Origin of the sequence: Pseudonocardia tropica, assembly GCF_040105315.1 — a bacterium.
Classification (GTDB): domain Bacteria; phylum Actinomycetota; class Actinomycetes; order Mycobacteriales; family Pseudonocardiaceae; genus Pseudonocardia; species Pseudonocardia alni.
In genome coordinates this window covers 1-4,793 of sequence record NZ_JBEDNP010000048.1, presented here as the reverse complement: position 1 = coordinate 4,793, position 4,793 = coordinate 1, and the positions used below count along the sequence as shown (strand labels likewise).

Annotated in this window: 9 protein-coding genes; 4 read left to right on the top strand and 5 right to left on the bottom strand. The window is 68.1% G+C overall.

Features of this window, described 5'->3' with window-relative positions:
- The first annotated feature begins 106 nt into the window (after positions 1 to 106).
- Complete coding sequence (locus tag WHI96_RS27155; protein ID WP_345643848.1) at positions 107 to 286, top strand: hypothetical protein; 180 nt, start codon at positions 107 to 109, stop codon at positions 284 to 286.
- Positions 287 to 305: 19 nt separating this feature from the next.
- Here the strand turns inward: WHI96_RS27155 and WHI96_RS27150 are convergent, their stop codons facing one another.
- The 4 genes from WHI96_RS27150 to WHI96_RS27135 form a co-directional block, all read right to left on the bottom strand.
- A complete protein-coding gene (locus WHI96_RS27150; RefSeq protein WP_345643845.1) occupies positions 306 to 701 on the bottom strand; it encodes a hypothetical protein in 396 nt (131 codons plus the stop codon).
- Positions 702 to 1,077: 376 nt separating this feature from the next.
- On the bottom strand, positions 1,078 to 1,347 hold the full coding sequence (locus tag WHI96_RS27145; RefSeq protein WP_345643842.1) for a hypothetical protein: 270 nt from the start codon (positions 1,345 to 1,347) through the stop codon (positions 1,078 to 1,080).
- A gap of 160 nt (positions 1,348 to 1,507) precedes the next feature.
- A complete protein-coding gene (locus WHI96_RS27140; RefSeq protein WP_345643839.1) occupies positions 1,508 to 1,894 on the bottom strand; it encodes a hypothetical protein in 387 nt (128 codons plus the stop codon).
- 84 nt (positions 1,895 to 1,978) lie between these two features.
- A complete protein-coding gene (locus WHI96_RS27135) occupies positions 1,979 to 2,248 on the bottom strand; it encodes a hypothetical protein (protein WP_345643836.1) in 270 nt (89 codons plus the stop codon).
- Positions 2,249 to 2,431: 183 nt separating this feature from the next.
- Here WHI96_RS27135 and WHI96_RS27130 point away from each other — a divergent pair, with 183 nt between their 5' ends.
- The 3 genes from WHI96_RS27130 to WHI96_RS28035 all read left to right on the top strand — a co-directional run bounded on the left by WHI96_RS27130 (position 2,432) and on the right by WHI96_RS28035 (position 4,637).
- Positions 2,432 to 2,590: a hypothetical protein gene (locus WHI96_RS27130; RefSeq protein WP_345643833.1), complete on the top strand. Its 159-nt coding sequence runs from the start codon at positions 2,432 to 2,434 to the stop codon at positions 2,588 to 2,590.
- Between the two features lie 428 nt (positions 2,591 to 3,018).
- Positions 3,019 to 4,266, top strand: coding sequence for a hypothetical protein (locus WHI96_RS27125; protein ID WP_345643830.1), 1,248 nt, complete (start codon positions 3,019 to 3,021; stop codon positions 4,264 to 4,266).
- A gap of 83 nt (positions 4,267 to 4,349) precedes the next feature.
- Positions 4,350 to 4,637 (top strand): DUF8548 family protein, encoded by a 288-nt coding sequence (locus WHI96_RS28035; protein WP_502311631.1) that lies wholly within the window; start codon positions 4,350 to 4,352, stop codon positions 4,635 to 4,637.
- On the opposite strand, the gene WHI96_RS27120 is transcribed toward WHI96_RS28035, so the two are convergent.
- A partial coding sequence (locus WHI96_RS27120; protein WP_349302492.1) for a transposase family protein occupies positions 4,610 to 4,793 on the bottom strand: 184 nt, incomplete at its 5' end. The genes WHI96_RS28035 and WHI96_RS27120 overlap by 28 nt on opposite strands.

Genomic DNA, 4,793 nt, shown 5'->3' with positions numbered 1-4,793 from the left:
GCTCGGGCTGTCCGGGACGGAGATCGCGCAGGTTCTCCAGCTGTCCAAGCAGCGCGTGTCGGACCTGCGGAAGGCAACCCGGTGACCCGGGGAGGGGATGGCCGGCGTGAGTGATGAGACCGCGCCGCAGGACGTCCCGACCGTGAGGAGCCGCCTCGCGATGCTCGGCGAGGAAGCGATCGCGGAGCACTTCGCCGCCGGGCGGATCTACCTCGACGGGGAGCGGGTGACCGACCTGGACGCCCCAGCTCCGGCGGGCACTCGACCGGTGCTCCGCGCGAGCTGACGACACCTTCCGGGACGCGTCAGTAGTTTCTGCGCCCCTGCTCTTTCGCCTGCCGCGCCCTGTAGTTCCGGGCGGCTTGGTCGAGCGCCCCCTGCCTGTCCATCTTCCTCCGAAGCGCTTCCGGCGTCAGGTTGTCCGGCGAATCGCTCCGCGGCGTGGGGTTGTAGTCCTTGAAGTACACCCTGTAGATCACGAAGGCGATCAGGCCGCAGAGGGCCGCTCCCCAGAGGGACAGGCTGAGGTTCCACCGGGTGCCGATAAGGCCCCACACGAACATGACGACGACGAACGCCAAGAGGGCGAGGTGCTTCCTGAAGCGGGGGAGGTAGTGCTGATAGAGGTCACGCCTGAACGGGTGGGGGTGGTCGTCTATCGGCCGTTGAGGTCCGAGGTTGACCGGCGGCCACTGGCTCACGACGGGTAGCGGAGCCGTGTCCCACTCGGTCGGCGGGACCACTTGGGAGTGAGGGTGCTGCTCCCACCGTGGCTGCATGATCACTCCCCCCTTGGGTGTTCACTCGACACGGTGACACCAATTAGGGAGGTTAGCGACAAACTGCAAGATCATGTGGTCGTGCGCGGGTCGCGGTTCCTCGGGGACCGGCCTGACCGCGCGAGCCGGCTCGCGCTGCTAGGTGAGGACGCGATCGCGGAGCACTTCGCCGCGGGCGTATCCACCTCGACGGGGTCCGGGTGACCGACCTGGATACCCCGGCGCCGGCGGAGACACGGCCGGTGCTCCGCTGAGCCTGCGACGCCCGTCCCGGCTAACCCCAGGAGGGCCGTCGTCGTCAGCGGGATGGACCGTGCGGGCTCCGTGGGAGGCCGTTGATGTTGACCTGCCGCGCCCGCCGCTCCCTGTAGTAGGCGGTGAGTCGGCCGTTGCGCTCGCTACTGCGCTGGCCCCTTTCGTCAATGACCACCGTCGGCTGTTTCCAAATCAGCACCCTCCAGATCGCCAGGAAAACGACTGAGTAGATGGCCGCGCTGACCAGGGACCCGACGACGTCGCCTCCGGAGCGCACCAGGCTCAGCACAACAAACGCGACGAACAACGCCACGAATCCCCACGGGACCTTGGCCCCGACCTGCCCCAACGTTAGGAGGAGCGCATCCCCGCGCCTTGGGGCCGAGGGGGGGCTGGCCTTCGGCCTGTGCGACGCCGGTCCCCCGGGGGTCACAAACATGGATTGCTCCACCCTAAGCGCCTGAGCCGCGGTGTTAACCGCGGTTGTGGAACCGGCGGTTCGCGGCGGCGTGGGCGGCCCGATCCGCCGCGATGCGCTGCTGCACCTTGATCCCATACCCCTGCATGTGCGGGGCATCGACGTAGATACGTCGCTGTCGACGATCCCTGCGTGCATCCCTGAGTCGCTGCCACAGCGGGACGTAGTCCAGCTCGTCGGAGTGGCGGAACCCGAGAGCGATGACACCGGCGGCGGCGGCTACGACGGCGACAGCGATCAGGAGACTTGAGGCTGTCAGTCTGTCCCCGAGTCCCATGGCGATCACGAGCAGCGCGACGACGCTGAGGACGATCCACTTGATGACCCGCAAGCTGATCTTGACGATTCTGATGATCTTGGCGAAGTCCGGCCCGTCGCTCACGGTCGCTCCTCGGAGCAGGTGTTCACTCGAACGGTGAACGATTGCACGACAGGCTAGCGAAAACCACCAAGATCATGCAGGGAGTTACGGCCGGTCCGCGAGCACCCCGAGGACCGACGACCTGGCAGCGACGTGATCCCGCAGCTCGCTCGACAACAGCCCCGCCACGGTGAGGATGTCCGCGTGCCGGGCGGCGAGGTTCCGACCGATCAGCGGCTCGTTGTGCGCCACCCGGTTGCGGAGGTCGTAGGGCCGACCGACCGGGCCCACGAGCTCGGGACGGGGGAGGTCCCAGGGGCGAGTCTCCGTGCCGATGTAGCCCCAGCTGTCCGGCACGAGCGGGCCGTCGTGCACGACCGGGCGGCGCCACCGGGCCGCTTACCAGGCGACCCGGCCGGGCTCCAGGTGCGCCGTACAGCGGCCGGAGGTGCAGCAGGGGGCCGAGGTCGACGGTGTGGCCGTCCCATGGGCCGCCGGTGAGCACTGCTGTGTAGCGGTGGTGGGTCCGGGGCGCCCCCGGTCCTCCAGTACGTCGCGGTGACGCGGAGGGGGGTCGACGAGGACCCGGCGTCTGTGCTGGGCGACCTGCTCACGATGCACTTCGAGGCCGGGCGGGTTCGCCTCGACGGCGTCCAGGTGACCGACCTGGACACACCAGCCCCGGACGGCACCCGCATCGTCATCGCCGGGAGCTGACGACTTCCGCCCCAGCTGGTCCCGGGAGGGCTACACGCCCGGTCCGCCTCCATCGGCGGTGGCTGCGGGCGGACCGTGGGTCACCACCGCGACGAGGCCAGGTTCCGGGGCTCGGCCGGAGCAGTGTGTAGGGCCCGATCATGGCGCTGGGTCCCCGCGTCCGCGCGCAGAGAACCCAACCGGTGGGTCGCGTCGAGGGCCATTTGCGATCAGGGCTCCGGTGCGATGTTGTAGGCGACATGGCTGATCGTGACGGGCATCGGCGCTGGGTGGCTCCGCCAACTTGGCCGGCGCCGCCGCACGGCTGGGTTCCACCGCCCGGTTGGCAACCCGATCCCCGGTGGGGACCTGCGCCACCGGGATGGCAGTTCTGGGACGAAACCGCCGAAGAACGCACCGCGGAAGATCACGTGGGTGTGCCTGCGGCGGTGAGTGAGACTGCAGCGGAGCCGCACGAGCGGTCGGGGCCCGGCGTTCGGGCGGAGGACGACGACACCGGTGACAGCCCGGTTCTGGGACACAAGGCAGAGAAGATCGCAGCCGAGGTGCTGTTCCACATCCGCGACGCGGCCCCGGAGGGCGAGGTCGTGCGGGCGGTGTTCCGCGCGAACAGCCTGCGGCCACTGGCGAACTTCGTCGCGATCACCAACGTCCGCATCGTCGTGGGAGACACCACCGACCAGGGCCGCAAGTACCTCAAGCGCCACGTGCTGGTCGACGAGCTCGCCGAGTACAACCTGCGCAAGTACCCCGGTAGCACCCCCCGACTGCGAGTGCTTACCAAGACCGGTGAGGACGTCTTCCTCACCCAGATGTTGCACCGCCAGGACAGCGAAGCGGTCGACGCAGCGCTGTCCCGTCTGATGGCCAGACCTGGTCCTGCGGAGGTCATCGCCGCCGCACGCGGGCGGGGTCTGACCCCTTATGGGACGGGGAGCGCTGCGACGCCGCCTCGAGTTGCGCTCGTCCACGATGACGCACGACGCCTGCTGTCCTCGGCAGCAGCCGCCGCAGAAGCCGGCGACATCACCCACGAGGAAGGCTTCCTGCGCGATGTGATGAGCCTGGCCGGCCGGGCGCCCTTGCTCTCACGGACCGAAGTCCGCCAGTGGCTCCGGCAGCAGATCGACCGTGACCACGGCAAAGGTCTCATCCGCCGCGGAGCGACCCTGCTCGGAACTATCGAATCGATTCGCGGCGAGGGGGTCACCGTCTTCAGCGACCGGATCCTGCACGGCATCCGGGTGCATCGAATGGACCCCTTCGTCTCTGCCGCGGTCCAACTCGACGGGAACGTCGTGGTCTCCCACCGGCCGACCCTGACCCGCATGATGGTCGGCTCGGTTCTCCCTGGCACCGCGTTGATCCCGGGGTTGGCGTTCCAGAAGAAGCAGGAACACGACACCCGCACCGCTACCGTCACCATCAGCCACCCCGAATGGTCGGTCGACATCGCCATCAACCCCGACCAGCTCGCGTCGCCGCGCTCCATCGCCGGCCGGATCAACGCCACCGCGGACCAACTCCAGAGGCAGGAGGCCCTTCCCACTACCGATATCGGCGCCAACAACGAATCCGACCGCATCAGCAAACTTGAACGAATCGCCGCGCTATTGGCCCAGGGGCTCATCACGCAAGAGCAGGCCAGCACCCTGCGCGATGACGTGATGCGTTAGCGCTGCAAGGACCACGGCCAGGCCCAACGTTGGGGTGCACGCTTGTTGAACGAATTTCCTGCTCTCAGTTTGAGGCTCAGCCGGTGAGCCGCGATGCCCAGACCGTGGCCGCAGCCGCCAGCGGCCTTGAGATCGTGCCGCGCACCCAGCGTTGGGGGCACGTCAGTCTCTGCGTCCTCGATGCTGTCTTCTCCATCAGCGCACGCTATTCGACCACGGCGGCGACCTGTCGACGATACGCAACGGCAGCACAGATCCCAGCGCTGGTCGATGCCGACTCCAGCGCTTACTGGGAGCAGCCTCTCAGCGAGTTCGTACAGTCAGTGAGCCTTTGCCAACCTGATCATCCGTTGGCGATCATGAGGGTCTGAACTGCGGCGACGAGCTCGGCGGCCCGGGTCGGGCAGGATCTGATCTTGCGCAGAACCTTCCAGTTCTTCAGCTCGGCGTTGACCCGCTCACCCGGCCCGCGTCGGCGGGCGTGTGCGGCGTTGACCTCCCTCTGGTTGCGCGACAGGCGCCGGTAG